Source organism: Paenibacillus sp. P46E (genome assembly GCF_001909095.1).
In the GTDB taxonomy this organism is placed as follows: Bacteria; Bacillota; Bacilli; order Paenibacillales; family Paenibacillaceae; genus Paenibacillus_AQ; species Paenibacillus_AQ helianthi.
The window spans coordinates 82,218-99,700 of record NZ_LVYZ01000043.1; the positions used below are offsets into that span (position 1 = coordinate 82,218).

General features: G+C 49.8%; 18 protein-coding genes. 4 read left to right on the top strand and 14 right to left on the bottom strand.

Going from position 1 to position 17,483, the window contains the following annotated elements; translation table 11 throughout:
- The first annotated feature begins 46 nt into the window (after positions 1-46).
- On the top strand, positions 47-637 hold the full coding sequence (locus A3849_RS15750; RefSeq protein ID WP_074112265.1) for a YhcN/YlaJ family sporulation lipoprotein: 591 nt from the start codon (positions 47-49) through the stop codon (positions 635-637).
- A gap of 48 nt (positions 638-685) precedes the next feature.
- On the opposite strand, the gene A3849_RS15755 is transcribed toward A3849_RS15750, so the two are convergent.
- From A3849_RS15755 to A3849_RS15780, 6 genes are all read right to left on the bottom strand, one after another.
- A complete protein-coding gene (locus tag A3849_RS15755) occupies positions 686-1,141 on the bottom strand; it encodes a PNPOx family protein (protein WP_074112266.1) in 456 nt (151 codons plus the stop codon).
- Positions 1,142-1,211: 70 nt separating this feature from the next.
- On the bottom strand, positions 1,212-2,285 hold the full coding sequence (locus A3849_RS15760; RefSeq protein ID WP_074112267.1) for an LCP family protein: 1,074 nt from the start codon (positions 2,283-2,285) through the stop codon (positions 1,212-1,214).
- Positions 2,286-2,369: 84 nt separating this feature from the next.
- A complete protein-coding gene (locus tag A3849_RS15765; protein WP_074085676.1) occupies positions 2,370-2,666 on the bottom strand; it encodes a YlaH-like family protein in 297 nt (98 codons plus the stop codon).
- A 197-nt stretch (positions 2,667-2,863) separates the two neighbouring features.
- Positions 2,864-4,708, bottom strand: a complete 1,845-nt coding sequence (gene typA, locus A3849_RS15770) for a translational GTPase TypA (RefSeq protein WP_074085677.1) — start codon at positions 4,706-4,708, stop codon at positions 2,864-2,866.
- A 253-nt stretch (positions 4,709-4,961) separates the two neighbouring features.
- On the bottom strand, positions 4,962-5,474 hold the full coding sequence (locus A3849_RS15775) for a hypothetical protein (RefSeq protein WP_074112268.1): 513 nt from the start codon (positions 5,472-5,474) through the stop codon (positions 4,962-4,964).
- 304 nt (positions 5,475-5,778) lie between these two features.
- A complete protein-coding gene (locus tag A3849_RS15780) occupies positions 5,779-6,438 on the bottom strand; it encodes a TerC family protein (RefSeq protein WP_074112269.1) in 660 nt (219 codons plus the stop codon).
- A 240-nt stretch (positions 6,439-6,678) separates the two neighbouring features.
- On the opposite strand from A3849_RS15780, the gene A3849_RS15785 reads away from it, so the two are divergent.
- Positions 6,679-7,374 (top strand): TerC family protein, encoded by a 696-nt coding sequence (locus A3849_RS15785; RefSeq protein WP_074112270.1) that lies wholly within the window; start codon positions 6,679-6,681, stop codon positions 7,372-7,374.
- A gap of 88 nt (positions 7,375-7,462) precedes the next feature.
- Here A3849_RS15785 and thiI read toward each other — a convergent pair whose 3' ends face one another.
- From thiI to A3849_RS15815, 6 genes are all read right to left on the bottom strand, one after another.
- On the bottom strand, positions 7,463-8,716 hold the full coding sequence (thiI, locus tag A3849_RS15790) for a tRNA uracil 4-sulfurtransferase ThiI (protein ID WP_074112290.1): 1,254 nt from the start codon (positions 8,714-8,716) through the stop codon (positions 7,463-7,465).
- 48 nt (positions 8,717-8,764) lie between these two features.
- Positions 8,765-9,916: a cysteine desulfurase family protein gene (locus A3849_RS15795; protein ID WP_074112271.1), complete on the bottom strand. Its 1,152-nt coding sequence runs from the start codon at positions 9,914-9,916 to the stop codon at positions 8,765-8,767.
- Between the two features lie 130 nt (positions 9,917-10,046).
- Positions 10,047-10,763: a lytic transglycosylase domain-containing protein gene (locus A3849_RS15800; RefSeq protein WP_074112272.1), complete on the bottom strand. Its 717-nt coding sequence runs from the start codon at positions 10,761-10,763 to the stop codon at positions 10,047-10,049.
- A gap of 186 nt (positions 10,764-10,949) precedes the next feature.
- Complete coding sequence (locus A3849_RS15805; RefSeq protein WP_074112273.1) at positions 10,950-11,360, bottom strand: hypothetical protein; 411 nt, start codon at positions 11,358-11,360, stop codon at positions 10,950-10,952.
- 12 nt (positions 11,361-11,372) lie between these two features.
- A complete protein-coding gene (locus tag A3849_RS15810) occupies positions 11,373-11,660 on the bottom strand; it encodes a DUF1540 domain-containing protein (RefSeq protein ID WP_372237769.1) in 288 nt (95 codons plus the stop codon).
- 143 nt (positions 11,661-11,803) lie between these two features.
- On the bottom strand, positions 11,804-12,301 hold the full coding sequence (locus tag A3849_RS15815; RefSeq protein WP_074112274.1) for a YpuI family protein: 498 nt from the start codon (positions 12,299-12,301) through the stop codon (positions 11,804-11,806).
- Positions 12,302-12,504: 203 nt separating this feature from the next.
- On the opposite strand from A3849_RS15815, the gene A3849_RS15820 reads away from it, so the two are divergent.
- The gene (locus A3849_RS15820) at positions 12,505-14,388 is read left to right on the top strand and encodes a S8 family peptidase (RefSeq protein ID WP_074112275.1); all 1,884 of its coding nucleotides are present in this window, start codon (positions 12,505-12,507) and stop codon (positions 14,386-14,388) included.
- On the opposite strand, the gene pdxR is transcribed toward A3849_RS15820, so the two are convergent.
- Positions 14,385-15,824 carry a MocR-like pyridoxine biosynthesis transcription factor PdxR gene (gene pdxR / locus A3849_RS15825; protein ID WP_074112276.1) on the bottom strand — a complete coding sequence of 480 codons (1,440 nt, stop codon included), beginning with the start codon at positions 15,822-15,824 and terminating at the stop codon, positions 14,385-14,387. The genes A3849_RS15820 and pdxR overlap by 4 nt on opposite strands.
- 97 nt (positions 15,825-15,921) lie before the next feature.
- Here pdxR and A3849_RS15830 point away from each other — a divergent pair, with 97 nt between their 5' ends.
- Positions 15,922-17,157, top strand: a complete 1,236-nt coding sequence (locus A3849_RS15830; protein ID WP_074112277.1) for an aminotransferase-like domain-containing protein — start codon at positions 15,922-15,924, stop codon at positions 17,155-17,157.
- A 119-nt stretch (positions 17,158-17,276) separates the two neighbouring features.
- On the opposite strand, the gene A3849_RS15835 is transcribed toward A3849_RS15830, so the two are convergent.
- A partial coding sequence (locus A3849_RS15835; RefSeq protein WP_178382711.1) for a transposase occupies positions 17,277-17,483 on the bottom strand: 207 nt, incomplete at its 5' end.

Here is a 17,483-nt window from a genome sequence, read left to right on the forward strand (position 1 = left end):
AAGCTAAGGTAAAGACCTGATTTTTCGCTGAAAGGAGTACGCACATATGAGAAAATCAATGTGTCTGTTGCTGGTACTGCTGCTGCTGACAAGCTGCGGTATCGCTAATAAAGAGTCATCACCCTCTCCTCAGGATAAACAATCGGCAAAATCATTAAGCAGCCAGGGGAATCAGGGAGTGCAAAATTTATCGGGTGAAGGAGCTACTGCCGCCCCACTGTCTTATTCACAACCCGGACAACCTTCTGACGGCAAAGGTGAAAGTGATGTTGCACTCAAAGACCATTTTGAGCGGCTTGCCAAAAGAGTTCCCGGTGTAAAAGGGGCCCACTGTGTCGTTATGAACCATGTCGCTGTTGTCGGTATTGATGTTGATGGATCTCTTACCCGGTCCCGAGTTGGAAGCATTAAATATTCTGTGGCAGAAGCCATCCGCAAGGACCATAGAAGCAAGGATCCAAGAAGTGTAAAAGCGTTCGTCACTGCTGACATGGATATATCCAGCAGACTTGCCGAAATGGGCAAACACATCAGCAAGGGTCATCCGGTGTCCGGTTTCGCCTCTGAGATGGCAGACATTATCGGACGTATTATCCCGCAGCTCCCGGAAGATACCAAGCCCAAAGGCAATCAATAGAAGCGGTCTTGGTTCAAAGAATTGGACAAAAAAAGCCTAGTGACTTGATCACTGGGCTTTTTGCATGGCGGCAAACACCTGTCCGTCCAGCTTATCAGCCGCACGTGCATCGTATACCTTCGCATATTTTGGTGCGGACTCCAATTGTGCGCCATAGAAAAGCGCATTGCGGACCGCTTCAATTTCGACATCAAAACAGCACATCTTGAACGGAACATCGGACAGCGGATCCTGCCTGACGGAAGCACGACCGTTAATGGCATGAACGGTACCCTCGCCAAAAACAGTGATAGTGACCAGCGGATTTACCTTCATGTTGTTCACAAGTCTGGAACGGTGGTCGACGGCAAGTCGCACAATAGAAGGGCTAACTGCATAGATCCAGGAAATCGCGGTGGACGTCGGTCCGCCAGTTTCCGCATCCACAGTGTTCAATAGAACAAAAGTTTCCGACTGCAGCATGGTAAGCAATGTTTCGTTAAGCTGTGCAACGGCTTCGGACATAAGTAGAGGCCCCCTATGCGGCTTGGATGCATTCAATTTATTATATTATAGCACATGCCCGAACTTGCATTCAATTTTGGGATGTTGGTACAATCCCGGCAATACGGTCTTGAAGACTTTTCTTGGCTGCGTCCAGCTCTTCATCGTTAATATATACATATGGACTGCGCCAGGTTCCGGTTACCGGTTTGAATTCAATGTTCTCCTTGGAAATCTTCCAATAGGTAGTGATCATATTCTTGATCTGTTCATTCTCAATATCGGTCTTCATATTGTCATCCACAGCATCGAGAACCTTACCGATCTTCAGAACACCGCCCAGTGACTGCATCTGTCCAACCAATGAATGCAGAACTTCGTTCTGGCGCTTGTTACGGTCAAAATCATCTGAAGCCTTGGTCTTCGGGCTGCAGTTCGACTTGCGGTAGCGCACGTAATCGAGCGCATCATCACCGTTCAGCTTTGCCGGCCCCTTCTTCAAGTCGATATCCGTACCATCTACACTGTCCGTGTAACACATATTTTCACTAATATTGACATCCACTCCGTCCAGCTCATCCACGACATCACGGAAGCCCTGGAAATCAAGGACAGTTACATAATCTACATCAATATCAAGGTATTTGCCCATCATGGTCTTCATCTCGTCTTCAGCAAGAAGGCCTGAGGTCTTCTCCTTGCTTTTGAACCGGGCATAAAATTCATTGATCTTGGTCTTCTTGTACCCGCTAAGCTCCACGTAAGTATCGCGGGGAAGCGAGACTACTGTAGCGGACTGGGTTTTGGGGTTAAGCGACACGACCATAATTACATCTGTCAGATTGGAAGGATGCTTCGGCCGATTGTCTGTCCCCAGCAGCAGCATTGTGATGGGCTTCTTTGAAGCGGAATGTCCCGCCTTTACTGGCTGGTCTATACCGAAGCTGCCTTGATCAAACTTCCAATACAGAAAGCCGCCGTATCCCAGAACGGCGAGAATGACAATGATTAAAATAACCAAAAACATTCTTCCCATTCTCGCCAATGCTCCGCGCTTCTTTACTTTCTTCTTTGGCACGGGTCTAGCCGTGCTGTTCGGCTGCGGTCTGCCACTTCTCTGATTCCCGCTCGATCTTGGAGGCAAACTGCCTTTATTTGTACTCATAATGGAATAAGGTCCTTTTCGTATCAACTGGTATTCGATTGCTCGCTCTCTCTATTAGACGAATTCAAGCGGCAAAAGTTGCGATTACTGTCGTTTGCCCGCTGCTGCAGCCTTACGTCTCTGCCGGGCTTCTACCATGTAACGGACCCGCACAAGCAGCATAAGCCCTACAGCCACCAGCAGGCACTGGATAATAGGGAGCTTGTCGTGCTGGAAGATGAGCAGCATGCCCGAGCCCACCGCCATCATCAGGTATAACACAATTTCCTTGCCGATAGGCAGCTTCTGATTCACGCGGAAAACGCGGTTGTACACATAAGTCAGTAAAATAAAAATGACAATGTAAGCGACAATAGGATGCTCAGCGAACCAGATCTGCAAAGCTCGTCACTCCCTCCGGGAATAAGTTCGCTTACATTATAACATTCAATACGCTTTTATACCGCAAGAATCCTAAGAATTTGAACGATTTGCAATCCACGTATAAAAATTAAAAGCCACCGGAATGATCCGGCGGCTTAGACGAAGAATGGAATGCTCTGCTATGGCAGAACAAACAACCATTCGTTCATAACAACTTAGGCTTGGCTAGCTTGCGCCGCTTTACGCTGTTTTTCTACACGTTCGCGTTCGCCCTTATTCAGGATCTTTTTACGCAAACGGACAGATTTAGGTGTAATTTCGCAATATTCATCATCGTTCAGGTACTCAAGAGCACCTTCCAGTGAGAACAGGCGAGGGGTCTTCATCTTCACCGTTTCATCCTTCGTTGCCGAACGAACGTTGGTCAACTGCTTTTCTTTGCAGATGTTAACGATGATATCGTTATCGCGGGTGTGCTCACCTACGATCATGCCTTCATAAATTTCAGTACCTGGTTCCAGGAAGAGAATACCACGGTCCTCAACGCCCATCATGCCGTAAAGAGTAGTGTTTCCAGTCTCACTGGATACAAGCACACCTTGATGACGTCCGCCAACCTGGCCGCCAATCAGTGGAGCGTAGCTGTCGAAGGCATGGTTCATTACACCATAGCCGCGTGTCAGCGTCAGGAAGTACGTATTATAGCCGATCAATCCGCGTGCAGGAATCAGGAATTCCAGACGAACCTGTCCGGTACCGTGATTGATCATGTTGACCATTTCCGCTTTGCGAGTACCCAGACTCTCCATAACGGCTCCCATGCTTTCTTCAGGAATATCAATCATCAGACGCTCCAGCGGCTCCATTTTGGCACCGTCGATTTCCTTGACAATAACCTCAGGTTTGGATACCTGCATTTCATAACCTTCACGGCGCATATTCTCAATCAGAATCCCCAGGTGAAGCTCACCGCGTCCGGACACGATAAATGCATCCGGGCTGTCAGTTTCCATCACGCGCAAACTCACATCGGTTTCAAGCTCTTTGAAGAGCCGCTCACGCAGCTTACGGGAAGTCACCCATTTACCTTCTCTACCTGCAAAAGGACTGTTGTTCACGAGGAACGTCATTTGCATGGTCGGTTCATCAATCTTCAGGACAGGCAGCGCTTCAGGGTTTGCCGGATCGGCAATCGTCTCACCGATGTTAATATCCTTGATACCGGCAATGGCCACGATGTCGCCAGCGCCCGCTTCTTCTGTTTCTACACGTTTTAGACCCTGGAAGCCGAACAGCTTCTCGATACGGGCTGTTTTGCTCTTGCCGTCACGCATGATGACAGTAACGGATTGGCCTTGCTTAATTATGCCACGGTTCACGCGTCCGATAGCAATACGTCCCAGATATTCATTGTAGTCCATCAATGTTACGAGGAACTGCAGTGGTTCTTCAATTTTTTCAGTTGGAGCCGGGATATGCTGGGTAATGGTTTCGTACAGTGCAAGCATGGTTTCATCCTGCTTCTCAGGGTCCATGCTGGATGTACCGTTAATTGCGGAAGCATAAACAACTGGGAACTCCAATTGGTCGTCACTGGCTTCAAGCTCAATGAACAGATCCAGGACTTCATCAATAACTTCCTTCGGACGTGCAGCCGGGCGGTCAATCTTGTTCACGACAACGATAGGTGTCAGGTGCTGTTCCAGCGCCTTACGCAGAACGAATTTCGTTTGCGGCATGCAGCCTTCATACGCATCGACAACCAGCAGTACGCCGTCAACCATCTTCATGATGCGCTCTACTTCACCGCCGAAGTCGGCGTGTCCAGGGGTATCTACGATGTTGATCAGGAACTCTTTATAGGTAATTGCTGTATTTTTGGCTAGGATGGTAATTCCGCGTTCCCGCTCCAGATCGTTCGAGTCCATGGCCCGTTCTTGCAAGTGCTCGTGAGCGCTGAAAATTCCTGATTGCTGCAGTAGCTGATCGACGAGTGTTGTTTTGCCATGGTCAACGTGGGCAATGATCGCAATATTGCGGATATCTTTTCTTGAATGCATGATTTGTATCCAAATCCTCTCATTTATCAAATTAAAAATGTTTAAATTTATAGCTTGTCGCGGCAGTCTCACAAAAGAAGCGCCAGGCAGAAAGCCGACGCTTCAACATATCCTTAATATTATAGTGAAAGCACTATGAAAAGCAAGTCTTTTTATGAAAAAACGGTTTCCAGCTTCGTTTAATTTTGCTAAAGTTGCATTCGGGCAATTTCCCCGTTCTTTCTTAGATCAAGTTTCGCGGGATATAGCTGTCTTACCAGCCTCCGTTCCACTTTTTACGGCCTCCCGGTTTGCCCCGGCCAAAGATCAGCCAGGCACCTGCCGCAACCAGAATGGCTCCGAGCAAATAGAGTGCTCCTGTTCCCAGCATGCTGAAGATCAGTAGTACAAGACTCAGTAGACCCAGAATGACAGCCGCGGTAGTAAGGCCGCCGTTTCGTCCCGGGGAATAGAGCGAATACTCATACAGTCCGACAGCAATGCCCAGCAGCAGCAACGGCCACAGATGAGACATCAGTCCCCAGCCCCAGGTATTGCAGAGACCCAGCAGCAATCCGTATACGGTCAGAATCCCAGCCGGCAGCAGCACGGATGCCGGAGCCCGGCGGCTGAAGAAAAGCACATGCAGGAACAGGCCGGGAACCAGAATTACAAGTGGCCACAGAGCACGCCCGAGAAAGCCGAATACCCCCAGCTTTCCGAACAGTATCACTATGCCGGCAGCGAATATAAATATACCCAGTTTCGCGTCATTTTTAGAAGACATTTTCCACCCATCCCTTCAAGATTCATGTCTCTTCTCTCAGACCCGCCACTAAGAAACATAAGCATATGACAGGATTCCCTTTATATTTTATCTGAAAAATAAATAAAACACCATCATTCTTCTTGTTATTGGTTCCCATGCTAAGAAGAAACGACTTCGCCATCCTCTGAAAGAGGCGGCAGCCGTTTCTCCAAAAATATAAGGATGATTTATTTCGTGAAACATATAAAATCTTATATTTCAAAAAGACCGGGCCAAAGCTGTTACACAGCTCTGACTCAGCCAAAGAATCATTTCCGGATTTCTACTTTGCCGATAAAGTTCCGCGCTTGAACAAGCCCGATATCACCACAATGATTCCGAGCAGCAGCGGCAGCATCGAGTGGAACGACGGCAGCAGAAAGGAAATTACCGCACCGAATTTGGCATCCTGAAGCAGCATATCTCCCGCCGTATATGCGAGGATATAAGCCCCAATGTAGATCAGCACAGGGAAACGGTGCAGCCAGCCTACAATGATTCCGCTGCCCCAGACTACAATCGGAATGCTTAACGCAATACCGATCACAATCAGCGCAAGATCCCCCTTTGCGACGCCTGCAATGGCCAGTACATTGTCCAGACTCATAATAAAGTCAGCGAGCAGAATGGTGCGGACGGATTTCCATATAGTTGAGCTCTCTTCTACCCGGACATCCTCTTCCTCCTCCAGCAGCAGCTTGAAGGCGATCCACAGCAGCAATATCCCCCCGCCGGCCTCGATATAAGGAATCTTCAGCAGCAGTACTGCGGCAAACGTCAGCAAGCAGCGCAACACGACTGCACCGGCAGCCCCCCACCAAACCGCCAGCCTGCGGTGCTGCTCCGGCAAATTTTTGCTGGCCATTGCAATAACCATTGCATTATCTCCGCTCAGCACGAGATTGATCATCAGTATTTCACCAAGCAGCAATAAAGAATCCATTTAACTTCAGCCTCCCTGAACTACATGTATTTACATGTATGTCCAAGCCGGGCAAGCTATGCTTCTTGGGCAGGCTTTTTTGTAAGTTACGAATGTCCGGGGTTTTTATAGCGTATACAACACTATACGGTTCAGGGCAACTTCCAAAATGTAAACATGTAAACAAATACTCAGGATGAACGTTTTGTACGAATCTGATTCAAAAAGCAATTCAAACAAAACATTAGGAGTGACACGCTCTTGAACACATCCGTTTGGGATTTCATATTGCCGCTGCTCAATATTATCTTTCTGGATCTGATTCTGGCCGGTGACAATGCCATAGTCATTGGACTGGCTGCACGGAATTTACACGGAAAAACACAGAAAAAAGCGATCTTGCTGGGTACAGGCGGAGCTGTAGCACTAAGGATTATCGCCACTATTCTGGTAGTTTGGCTGCTTAAGATTCCCTGGCTGCTGCTGTTCGGGGGTCTTCTGCTCATTCTGATTGCTTATAAGCTGCTGACCGGAGATAACGGGGGGCCGAATATTCAAGCCGGGGGGACACTTTGGTCGGCGGTCCGGACGATCATTATTGCGGATGCTGCCATGGGTCTGGACAATGTGATCGCCATAGCCGGGGCTGCGAATCATAATATTGTGCTTGTTGTGCTGGGACTGCTGATCAGCGTTCCGATTGTCGTCTGGGGCAGTACCCTATTCATTAAGCTGATGGGCCGCTATCCCTGGATCATTTATATCGGCGCTGCCGTACTTGGGCTGACGGCCTCAAGCATGATTACCGAAGAACAGCGGATCGGTCCCTTTGTTGAGGAGCATCCGCTGCTGCGTGTTCTTTTTATTCTGCTGGTAATTACGGGTATCCTTGCATCCGGACACTGGAAGCGGGTCCGGGATCACCGGAAATCGGTACATGGCGGACCCGCTGTCTAAGGAATTCCCAACCCGCAACAGAATAATACCGAATGAATAAAGGAGTGCACCATTGACCATGTGGTTTGGTAGCACTCCTTCTTTTAGACTAGAACCATTCCTCTTGAAGCCCTGCCTCCGCCGGGACCCTATCCCTTGGCTTTTCATCCCCGTAAGGAGTAATGGTAACCGTCTCTGTTCCGGCGACCGCTGCATCCAGGAGGCTACTATAGCCTGGAAGGGTAGCTTCAATTTTGTCCACGATCCGCAAGTTTGGATTGGTCGTCGGCGATTTGGGGACAAATAGTGTGCAGCAATCCTCGTAGGGAAGGATAGAGAGTTCATAGGTGCCGATGGTTTTGGAAATATCCACAATTTCACTCTTGTCCATCATTACGAGAGGGCGCAGCAGCGGAAGAGGGGTCGCACGGCCGATTACATTCATGCTGGAAAGTGTCTGGCTTGCAACTTGTCCGAGGCTTTCTCCTGTAACAAGGGCCAGTGCCCCCTCCTGCTCAGCTAACCGCGATGCAATTTTCAGCATGGCCCGGCGCATCAACGTAACGATCAGGTTATCCTGACCGATACCGGTAAAAGAGGTCTGCACCTCTGTAAATGGAACAAGGTGCAGCTTGATGACTCCCGCATACCTTGACAGCACCCGCGTCAAATCTACGACTTTTTGCCTGGCCAGCTCACTGGTATAGGGGAAGCTGTAGAAATGGACACATTCGACTTCGAGTCCCCGCCGCATGGAGGACCAGCCAGCGACAGGACTGTCGATACCGCCTGAGAGGAGCAGCATGGCTTTCCCATTGGTGCCCAGAGGGAAACCTCCCACACAGGCAATATTTTCACAGAAAATAAACGTTTGGCCTTCCCGGATTTCAATTCTCAGCTCCATCTGCGGCGACTTCACGTCCACCAGCAGACCCGGATAACCTTGCAGCAGCGGTGTTGAAATCAGCTTATTCATTTCTATTGAACCATAAGGAAATTCCTTCCAGACCCGCCGTGCATTCACCTTAAAGGTCGTGCCGGCTGGTGGAGCTGCAATCTGTAAAAAGGTCCGGCTGACGGATAAAATATCCTCAAATTCCGATTGCGAAACTTTAACCGGACTGATCGAAGCAATACCGAAAACGTTGCGCAGCACAGCGATCAGTTCTCCTGCGGGTTCACCGTTTAAGTGTACGTAAATGCGTCCGAATTCCTTGCTTAAGCTCACTTTAGGAAAAGGTTTGACCATTTCCTTCACATGACGGAGCACAGTTTTCTCAAACCGGGAGCGGTTTTTCCCTTTTAAAATAAACTCTCCGAACCGCAGCATCAGCATATCTGCATATTCACTACTTCTTACCATCCCTGCCCAGGATTCAGTTCCGTATCCATTCTCTATCTCATTCATGTGTTATTTCATGCCTCCTTGAGCTTTCTTCAATGACTGTACCGCATCCAGCAGCGCTTGTTCAAGCTTGGCAACATCAGCTTCCGTATGACTATCCCCAAGGCTGATCCGGATACCGCCCAGTGCTTCCGGGACCTCTCTGCCCATCGACAGCAAAATCCGGCTCGGTTCGGCAAGACGCGAAGAGCAGGCGGAACGGGTTGAGACGGTCATCCCCAGCTCCTCCAGCTTGCGGGCGAGAACTTCCCCCATCATACCCGGGTAGGAAAAGTGCACAATATGAGGGGCACCATCCTCTCTGCTGTTCAGAATTAGCTCGGGTATACCTGAGATAAAATGCATCAGCCGGTTACGAAGCGGAATCAGACGTCTGCTGAGCTCCTCCCGCTTCTCACCGCTCATTCGCACAGCCTTGGCTGAAGCCACAATTCCCGCTACATTCTCGGTTCCGGCACGGTTTCCATTCTCATGTGAGCCTCCCGTCAGGAGCGGAAACAGTGTTACCCCTTCTCTGGCAAACAGGATACCTGTACCGCGGGGTCCGCGAATTTTATGCGGGGATAAGCTGTACAGATCAGCCTGCCACTCCTTCAGCTGAGTTTCAAGCTTACCGTATCCCTGCACCCCGTCAACATGGAACAAGGTCCGCCGATTCATAGCTTTGATTCCCTCGCCAATCTCCCGCAGCGGCTGTACCGTTCCAATCTCATTATTGACATGCATGACACTGACAAGCACCGTATCCGGGCGAACAGCAGCGGAAATATCTGCCGGATCCACGATTCCCGAGCTTTTTGGCGCGACAAAAGTTACCTCCCAGCCTAGACCTTGCAGCTGCAGGCAGCTCTCAAACACGGAAGGGTGTTCCAACTGTGTTGTAACGATATGACGCCCCCTGCCCTGGTACTGCAGGGCGGCACCTTTTATGGCCAGGTTATTGCTCTCGGTTGCCCCCGAGGTAAACAATATTTCATTCGGCTGTACACCAAGTGAAGCTGCGCACACTTCCCGCGCACGTGTGATAAGCCGCTCTGCTTCCACCCCTGCCCGGTGCAGGGAAGAGGGGTTGGCATAATGCAGCCTCATGATTTGTTCTACGGTCTGCACTACCTCCTCGTAAGGAGGTGCAGCCGCTGCGTAATCCCAGTAAAGCATATATTGAAGATCTCCTTTGTGTCTTTCTTGGCAGCGTGCAGGAATCACCCGCATCCCACTATGGCGAAAAAGGATCAAACGGCCCTTTTCCACCTCTGTGGTCTAAGGGTAACCCGTTTGATCCTTTTTATTATACCGCGTATTTCGCGCGGGCGCGTTCTATTTTGGCGATGTAAGCCTGGGTTTCCTTTGGAAGCTGCGACAGATTGGCCAACAGCTCCAGGTCATTGCTGACACCAAGCTTGTTCACACGGCCCGGACCGGCATTATAAGCAGCAAGCGCCATGTTCTCCTGCCCGTTATACCGTTTCAATTGATAGGATAAATAGCGCACCCCACCGTCGATGCTCTGAGCCGGGTCAAAGGGATCCGATACACCCAGTCCATTTGCCGTTCCATCCATTAGCTGCATCAGCCCTTTGGCTCCGGCTGAAGATACAACATTGGGATTAAAAGAGGACTCTGTATCAATAACCGCTTTGATCAGATCAACAGGAACACCGTATTTCGCACTCGCCGTTTGAATCAGGTCTTCATAATCCGTAGGTTTCGTCTCCGTTATTTCCCCGGAAATGGAGTCATAAGCTTCTCCTCCCCCGCCGCCAATCTGCTGCCACAACAGCCCGCTTAAGGATGAGCTGTCCATGGAGGCCAGCGCACTACTGGTATCCCCACCACTGCTGTTCTGGAGTGCAATTCCTTGTAGGAGGGCCGCAAACTCTGCTGACGAGCTTCCCGGAGCCTCCGCCTTATTTTTGACCATCACATTCTTCACCTGGGAAGAGCTTCGTAAATCAATCCATTTCAGCTGGCCGATTCCGCTTCCAGCTATGGCATTAATCCCCATTCTGAGCATTCCTTCTTTCAAGGTCATTTTATATATTAAGGTTCTCATTTCAAATTTAAAATACGCCTTTATTTTACAATTTCTCAGCAGGAATTGCTATATGCCGACACCAAAAAACAGACTTCAGACCTGCATAGATAGGTCTTAAAGCCTGTTTCGATTTCCTGCTTACATTAGATTGTACGGCTAACGGGCAAAAGGAATCATAATAAAATAGCTGAGTGTAGATACAATTCCCAGCCCCATGGCCCATGCCCCTGCAGTTTTTTGTCCTCTGGCATAGGCAAAATACCCAAGCACTGCTGCAATGGGTCCCAAAATAATGGACCAGATAAACAAGGAGACGACCCCAAACCCCAAGCCAACATATCCCATGGTCCGGCTATCCGTGTTTGTATCGTCTTCCTTTGCGGCTTCTCCTGCATCTGCTCCGTTAATATGCCCTCTGTGCACATGAGCCGGCAACGGGTTGATCTCGGCGGCATATTCCTCATTTAGGGCTCTGTCCCGCCGGGGATAATCGATCCTCCGCGGACGCAGAATTATTTTTCGGCGGGAATCACGGTCCAGACTGGAATCATCACTGCGCTTGTCCATGGCGGTGTCCTCCTAATCCTTCGGCTTGAACGTCAGACAACAGGTGGCAGAAGAAGTAGCCGCATGATCATGATGGCCCTTGTCAGTCATTTCTTCGGCATACTCTTCCAGATAAGCACTACCGGAATGTTTGTCGATTTCGATCACAATTTGATCTGCACGGCACAGGTTCTGCTCTCCCCAATAATTACAGTTGCTCACACTGCATTTCACAAGTGGTTTGGCGGTTGTCATCGTTATCACCTCGACTTCATTATGTCCCCAGAAGGCTGCCCCTATCCTGAAAAAGCCACTTTCCAATTGAACACACACCTTCCCAGCTTCCGCCAACAATCAAGGGGAAACCGCATAGAAATTCTTATAAGAACGGTAAATTGAAAAAGACCGCATCTGCCATATCCATGGCAAATGCGGTCCAGTGTACCGGAACTATTCAGCTCAGGCTACACCTGATTCTGCATGCGCTTCTCGGTCAAATAATCATTCTCATAGTAGCTTAGATCATCCCGAAGTTCTTCGTAAACCTTGGTGATATCCATGATAATATCGCGGGCCGGACGTACCGGCTTTTTGCGGAACCGGATGGCATCTTGGCCTGTATAGGCATAACGACCATCTTCGGAATAGCTTTCATTCTTGGGATAAAAGAAGTTGTTCACCCCAAAATGATATACGTTATATAGCGCTTTTTGCGCAAAGGCTTCATCGAATGTGGCACGCCGCAAAGCAACCCCAAGCTTCTCATATGACATTTCCGAGAACACCAGCAAATGGCGGAGATCGGACAAAAAGCCTTGATAAAAGAGCAGCGTTTCCTCATCTTCCTCTGTAGCCAGTTGCGGCAGCGCATGCTGATTCAGGAATAATTCCATTTTTCCGATTACGGATTTAAGCTTTTCTCTCGTCGATTCACACAATTTCTGCACGTTGGCTGATGACATGGCGATTGCTCCCCCTTATTATTCCTGGCTCATGAAAGTTGAATTAAATGAAGCGAGGTTTTTCCAAGTGTTTTACTTAGTAAGCACTTACTTTCTGATATTAACATAAATCCTTGGACGACGGTATCCTTTTCTGTGATGCATAAAACCTGTGTTCACTCCTAAACCTACAGCTATTACGATTCCATGAAGGAGCGGAAAATATGTCACGCAAAAATGTAATGCTTGCCGGTCTGGTCACCGCCGCTTTTACCATAGCCGTTCTAACCTTCACATTTCGTTCCGATGGAGAGCCTAAGCCGGGGCAAGCCTCTGTGCCTAGTCCTTCACAGGAAAAGACGATTAAGAAGGCCGCACTTACTCAAGATGTCAGCGCTACTGACCGCTTGAACCGGATAGATGTCAGCAAACACCTGAGAACGATGCTCTTCGAGGCGAATGGTAAAACGCCCGAGGATATTTCAGCATATGCCAAACGTCTACAGCAGGGACACGGCCATATCACCATGCTGATGTGGATTGATTTCCGCACGCAGCAGACCAGTACCTTCAAATCATCCCTTCCGGAAGGAAGCGACCAGGAGAACAAACAGCTGCTGAAGTACCTGAATACTGCAAAAGCGGCAATCAAGGGGCATCAGGCTTATGAATCCCCTTCTTTTATTATCGGCAATAAAAAATATTATTTCACCGCCCAGCGCGATCAGCAAGGCCATTATGGGGTCATCGCCTTGATTCATCAAAAGATTCTGGATAAAGTGGCTGAGCACCAGCTCAAAAATCTGCGGCTAATCCCCTATCCGAAGGAAGGCAAGTACCGCGTCGAATCGGTCCATGCCGATACTCTGAAGGATCTCACCGTCAAAACCGGCCATGACAACGAGAATGCCAGCCATTATTACGAAAATGAGATTGTCGTCCGCTTCAAAAATGGACACCCTACCGCAGGACAGCTGCAGACCATTGCCGCCGATATCCGCTGTATGGAGCCGCGCAAACTCGGGTACGCCTACATTTTCCGCTCCGGGAAGATGAACTATACCCAGCTAAAAACCTATTTTAACGACAAATGGCATCCGCAATATACGGAACCTCACTATTTGTATTTAACCAATGATACCGTCAGCGAAAATAAAGCCACAGTAATTACACCGAATGATTTACTTTTTTCCGCATACCAGTGGAATCTGCCGGCTATTGAAACCGAACAGGGCTGGAATCTGTCCAAAGGCAGCAAAGATGTCATTGTCGCGGTGGTAGATACCGGGGTGCAGGCGAATCATCCGGATCTTAAAGGGCAACTACTTGCCGGATATAATGCCATAACGAAAACTGCCCCCCCTGACGATGATGTGGGTCACGGCACACATGTTGCGGGTATTATAGGGGCATTAACTAATAACGAAGAAGGCGTGGCCGGTATTAGCTGGTACAATAAGATTCTCCCGGTAAAAGCACTAGACAACTCGGGTGCAGGCACTACCTATTCCGTAGCCGAAGGGATCATCTGGGCTGCAGACAAGGGCGCCAAAGTGATTAACCTCAGTCTGGGCAATTATGCCGATTCTCAATTTCTGCATGATGCGATTAAATATGCCTACGACCGCGATGTGGTAATTGTATCCGCTGCAGGAAATGACAATACTGAACGCCCAGGTTTCCCTGCCGCCTATCCCGAGGTTCTTGCCGTTGCTGCAACCAATGCTACAGGTGAAAGAGCTTCCTTCTCCAATTACGGGGAATATATTGATGTCGCCGCCCCCGGGGAGAGCATTGCGAGCACTTATCCCGATAACCAGTATGCGGCACTGTCCGGAACCTCAATGGCCAGCCCGCATGTTGCGGCACTCGCCGGACTGGTGCGTTCCCTGAACCCGGCTCTGACCAATAAGGAGGTCATGGAAATGATGACTTCAAACGCCGTAGATCTGGGTGATCCCGGCCATGACAAATATTACGGCTCAGGTCAGGTGGATATCTACAGGACTCTTCAGGCAGCTGCAGGAGGCGAGGTTCCGCTTCAGCTGTTCCCGCAACGTATCGGCCGCCAGCTCAACAGTCTCCGGCAGAGTCTCGAAAATCATTAATCCGAGGAGCGGAGATGCTTGTCCAGCAAAATAAGGAACAGCTTCAGGCCACGTTCCATATCCGCTTCCTTCATTTGCGAATAGCACAAGCGGATATGTCTTGAAGGCTGATCCCCGGCATAACACACATCACCGGGCAGGAAAGAAATGCCCTCCTGCTCCGCCAGCTCATGGAGCTTCTTAATACCGGATGCGGAAGGAAGCTGCAGCCAAAGATTCAATCCTCCTTCGGGAAGAACCCATGTCACGCCCGGTGGGGAATATTGCTTCAGCAGCTTGGCAGCATTCTCCATTCGTCTACGGAGGGCAAGCCGGAGCTTGCGGGCATAATCCTCATATTTATGGGCAATGAACGGGAGTATAGCCCCCTGCGTAAGCAGAGGACTCCCCAGATCACTTGCCGACTTGGCAGCGATCAGCCTGGACAGGATGTTCCCCTCAGCGGCCACACAGGCGATCCGGCAACCCGGGGCTATGACTTTGCTGAAGCTTTTCATATATACTACATGCCCGTCCTCATCCATTGACTTGATTGAAGGGGGAGGCGGTGTGCGGAAATATAGGTCGCTGAACGGATCGTCCTCTACAATGAGACAGCGGTAGCTGCGGGCAAGCTCCAGCAGCCGCTGTCTTCTTGTTATGCTCATAGTGACACCGCTAGGATTCTGAAAGGTAGGGTTGGTATAGATCAGTTTGGGCGGCCTGGCATCACACAGCCGGGTCAGCACATCCACCCGCATCCCCTCATGGTCCATAGGTACAAAGATCATCTCCGCTCCTCTTCCGGCAAAAACATCTATAGCCCCGGTATAACTAGGCGCTTCCAGATATACAGTATCCCCCGGACCCACAAAGGTCCGTGCTACAAGATCGATCCCCTGTTGTGTTCCACTGGTAATCATTAGATCGGCGGAACTGATGTGTATGCCGCGCGGCTGCAAATGCCTGCGCATGATCTCACGCAGCTCCGGGTCGCCCTGAAAATTGCCGTAGGAAGCCATCAGTTCAGGCTGGCCCGTTACCAATGCTGCCATGATCGAACCAATCGGCTCGAGAGGAAGCAGTTCACTATGAATCGCAGCCAGATGGAATGGAAACTCCACCTCGGTGTAGTCAAAATTGCGCCACAGCTGTGCACGCGGCAAATAATCATCATATCTGTCCTGCCAGCCTGCCCCGTCCCCTGTTCCGCTTGGCTCATGCTCCGCTACAAAGCAGCCTTTGCCCTGGCTGCATACAATATGTCCCCTCTTCTCCAAATCAGCGTAGGCTTTGCTCACCGTAACCTGGCTTACTTTCAGTGTAACTGCCAGTCTCCTGACGGAGGGAAGCCGGGTTCCCGGCTGCAAGAGCCCGGAAGTGATCCGCTGAGCCAGCGTATCACTGATTTGCTGCGGCAAGGCTTTGCTGCCGCTTCGGAGCAAATCGATATGCATTATTCCGTCCTCCCAACTGTTATATTCATCGCTTTACTGTTATACCGCTATGCCGTTATGATACAACAAAATCAAAGCAGCGGGGGCGTATTTTTTTATGAAGATTAATTTTTCAACTGCGGCAGAACACCTGGGTTCTTCGGCAGTCCGTGAAATATTAAAGGTAACCCAAGGTAAAGATATTATATCGCTGGCCGGAGGATTGCCCGGAGAAGAATTATTTCCGATGCAAGCGGTCTGGGATGCTTACAACAGGGCGCTAGCTGCGGATACTTCAGCCCTTCAGTATGGCTTGACCGAAGGCTATCTGCCGCTGCGCGAACAAATCGCGGCAAGACTCACAGGACAGGGAATTGCTGTGTCTGCTTCTGACATGATTCTGACTACAGGCTCACAGCAGGCTCTGGATCTGCTCTGCAAAATTATGCTTAACCCCGGCGACAGTGTGCTTGTAGAGGCACCAACTTATCTGGCTGCGCTTCAGGTGCTTGGCTCTTACCGTGCGGACATCCACACTGTCAAGAGTGATGAACACGGTATGCTCCCGGATCATCTGGAAGAGCAGCTTCGCATCCAGCGTCCCAAGCTGTTGTATGCCGTTCCTACCTTTAATAATCCCTCAGGAGCCACCTGGAGCAGAGAACGCCGCGAACAGACAGTAGAATTATGCCGGCGCTACAATGTTCTTATTCTTGAAGACAATCCGTATGGTGAAATTACCTTCGAGGATGCTCAGGGCGCATACCCTCCTACCCTTGCAGCAATCGATCGAAGCGGTGAGGGCGAATCCTGTGTAGTCTACACAGGAACCTTCTCCAAGATTGTCGCCCCCGGGCTGCGCACCGGCTGGATCATCGGGCCCCCTGAATTGATCCAAGTGATCACCAAAGCCAAACAGGCTGCAGATTTGCATTCAAGCGCTATTGACCAGCGGGCGCTGTCCGAACTGCTGCATACCTTTGACCTTGAGGAGCATATCCGCCTGATTTCGCGCGAATACCATTCGCGTATGAAGCTGCTCTCCAGTGAACTGGTGTCCCGTAGCTGGGAAGGCACTCATTTTCTAGAGCCGCGGGGCGGCATGTTCCTGTGGCTTACATTGGCCGAACACATTAACACCGCTAAGCTGCTTCCTTATGCCGTCCGGCAAGGCGTAGCTTTTGTACCCGGCGAGGTATTCTATTCCGATCAGCCTCACGGGAATACAATGCGGCTCAATTTCACCCATACGCCGCCTGAGCTTATGCAAATTGCCGTGCAGCGGCTGGATGAAGCGCTGAACATATACGGGCAAAGTGCAGAAGCCTCTCAGCCGATTGCTCAAGCAGATTAAATAACAGTCCTAGATCTATACAAATAAGGGGCTGTCCCAAAAGTAGTTTTCTACGAGTAGAGACAAACCCTTCTCATTTTCAAAACCGTAAAAAGGTCAAAAGAGCAACATTTCTCCCGTCACTGGAGAAATGTTGCTCTTTGTTTTTGGTCATTTGCAGCTTGCTTCAAGAGATTGTGGGCAAGGCAAAGCCAACCGACCTCAAGCGTCACTTTTTCCATGCCGCGAAGCAGAAAGCGCCGGAAGCCCCGGTTATTTTTCAGTTGTCCAAATACACTTTCTGGTTCCGTCATTCGGCGTACGGCCAGGCCGTAACCTTCCTTACT